General features: G+C 66.6%; 2 protein-coding genes. One reads left to right on the forward strand and one right to left on the reverse strand.

Going from position 1 to position 2564, the window contains the following annotated elements; all coding sequences use genetic code 11:
* On the forward strand, positions 1 to 1786 hold a 1786-nt coding region (locus R2601_RS15320), incomplete at its 5' end, for an ATP-binding protein (protein ID WP_007799933.1).
* 24 nt (positions 1787 to 1810) lie between these two features.
* Here the strand turns inward: R2601_RS15320 and R2601_RS15325 are convergent.
* On the reverse strand, positions 1811 to 2407 hold the full coding sequence (locus R2601_RS15325; protein ID WP_007799934.1) for a hypothetical protein: 597 nt from the start codon (positions 2405 to 2407) through the stop codon (positions 1811 to 1813).
* Between the last annotated feature and the right edge of the window lie 157 nt (positions 2408 to 2564).

The raw sequence follows: 2564 nt of genomic DNA on the forward strand, positions 1-2564 counted from the left end.
CCGCCCCGAGTCCGAGGTGAGTGCCCATGCCGGGTCCGGATCCGAGGACCCGCCGGTGCTGACGCTGGGGCGCAGCGGCGCTGTCCTCTACATGAACACCCGTGCGCGGGCCGTGCTTGGGCGGCGCGTCAAGCGCATCGACGACGCGCTCGAGGATCCGCCGCTCAGGCCCGGCGCGATCCAGCGGGTGCTCACGCCCGAGGGGCCTGAAAGTTTCGAGGTGCGCTGCGTCGATGCCGGCATCGGCCGGCGCGAGGTGGTGCTACACACGATCGAAGACTCCGCCCTGTCCGAGGGGGCCGCGCCGGACGGTGTCGATGACCTGCCGGTTCCCCTGCTGCGCCTCGCGCCGGACGGGCGAATTCTGCGCGCCAACGCCTCGGCCTGCAAGCTGCTCGACACCGAGCGTGCGGATGGGCGGAACCTCGCGGAATTCATGGAGGGGCTCGGGCGATCGATCCGGCTCTGGATCAGCGAGGCGGCGGCCGGCCGCGGGCTGCACCGATCCGAATTCCTGCGCCTGATCCGCCCGGACCGGGAGATCTTCGTGCAGGTCACGCTCAACCGGGTGCGGGTCTCGGGTGCGACCGAACTGGTGGCGGTGCTGAACGACGCGACCGAACTCAAGACGCTCGAGGCGCAGTTCGTGCAGAGCCAGAAGATGCAGGCCATCGGCCAGCTCGCCGGCGGCGTCGCGCATGATTTCAACAACTTGCTGACCGCGATCTCGGGTCATTGCGACCTGCTGATGCTGCGCCACGATCAGGGCGATCCCGATTACAGCGATCTTGTGCAGATCAGCCAGAACGCCAACCGGGCGGCCGCGCTGGTCAGTCAGCTGCTGGCGTTCTCGCGCAAGCAGACCCTGCGGCCCGAGCTGCTCGACCTGCGCGAGACGCTGTCGGATCTGACCCACCTGCTGAACAGGCTGGTGGGCGAGCGGGTCGAGCTTGTGCTGCAGCACGATCCGGTTCTGCCGAAGATCCGGGGGGACCGGCGGCAGCTTGAACAGGTGATGATGAACCTTGTGGTCAATGCCCGCGACGCCATGCCTGACGGCGGAGAGATCCGCATCGAGACCGAACGCATCGCCCTGATGGAGCCGCTTCAGCGCGAACGGGCGCTGGTCGAGCCTGGGGAATACGCCGCGGTCCGGGTCAGGGATCGCGGTCGGGGCATTCCGACGGACAAGCTGCAAAAGGTGTTCGAGCCGTTCTTCACCACCAAGCGCACCGGCGAGGGCACCGGGCTTGGCCTGTCCACTGTCTATGGCATCGTCAAGCAGACCGGAGGCTTCATCTTTGTCGACAGCGTGCAGGGCGAGGGCAGCTGCTTTACGCTGATGTTCCCGTCCTACGAGGCCCCCGAACCGGTGGTGGAGGGGCCGCGCGAGCCGCCGGCGCGGGCACTGCCGGATGGCGGCTCGGGAGTTGTGCTGCTGGTCGAGGACGAGGCGCCGGTACGGGCCTTCGCGGCGCGCGCGCTCGAGATGCGCGGCTACAGCGTCACCGAGGCGGGCAACGGGGAAGAGGCGCTGACCCTGCTGTCGGATGATACGATGGCGGTCGACATCATCGTCACCGACGTGGTGATGCCCGGACTGGACGGTCCGAGCTGGGTCCGCGAGGCGCGTCGCGCACGGCCCGACACCCCGGTGATCTTCGTCTCGGGCTATGCCGAGGACGTTTTTGCCGAAGGCGGGGAGGTGGTGCCGAACTCGGTGTTCCTGCCCAAGCCGTTCTCGCTGACCGAACTCACCGAGACGGTGAACCGCCAGTTGGCCTAATTGGCCGGCTCAACCCTGGCCGGCTCAGCCCTGGGCGCGCTCCCAGACCTCGAAGTCGGCGGCGCATTTGCGGCGCAGCTTGGTCTCGAGTTCGGGCGACAGCGCGAGATCGCCGCGGGGCGAGACATTCTCGCGCGGCAGGTCGAGCGCGACGCCGAGCCGATCCTCGAGGAAGGCGATGATGCCGGACTGGTTCTCGTAGCGGAAGAGCTGGCTCACGTCGGTGCCGTTGGGCCGCGGCTCCACGAACTTGGCCTGGCTGCCGACATTGGCGAAGGGCGGACGCTCGCCGCGCGTGTAAGCCTCCACGAATTCGTCGAAACTGATCCCGCGGGTCGAGGTCGGCTTGCCGTCGAGAAAGCCGCGCTGGCGGTAGCGATACCACGAGCCAAGCCAAGAGACCGGCTCGCGGATCACCGCCATCAGCTCCATGTGCGGGGTGCCCATCTTCTCGAACATCGGTCGAAAGAAGCGATTGTAGCGATAGACCGGCGCATGCTTGAGCTCGGGCGGGTCGAGCACCGTCATCGAGGCATGCGGCGCCAGCGCGGATTCGTAGGCCGAGCTGCCCGTCTTGGGCACCGCCAGCAGCACCAGCCGCGCCTTCCAGAATACCAGCATCGATGAAATCTCCCCGGATCTTCTGCCTGTAAACCACTCTTTAACCTTGAGAGAGAAGAGTGGTCCACGGAAAAGATCTTGAAATGTTCTACTTTTGGTCTCATAACAACATGAGAACAAGAGGCGAACAAAGCAGCGATTGCCGCCCTCGCACGGG

This window comes from Salipiger bermudensis HTCC2601 (assembly GCF_000153725.1).
GTDB classification, from domain to species: domain Bacteria; phylum Pseudomonadota; class Alphaproteobacteria; order Rhodobacterales; family Rhodobacteraceae; genus Salipiger; species Salipiger bermudensis.

What these genes read in the sequence shown, in the direction of transcription:
- R2601_RS15325 (WP_007799934.1), bottom strand. Translation starts at nt 2,407, where the DNA reads ATGCTGGTATTCTGGAAGGCGCGGCTGGTGCTGCTGGCGGTGCCCAAG.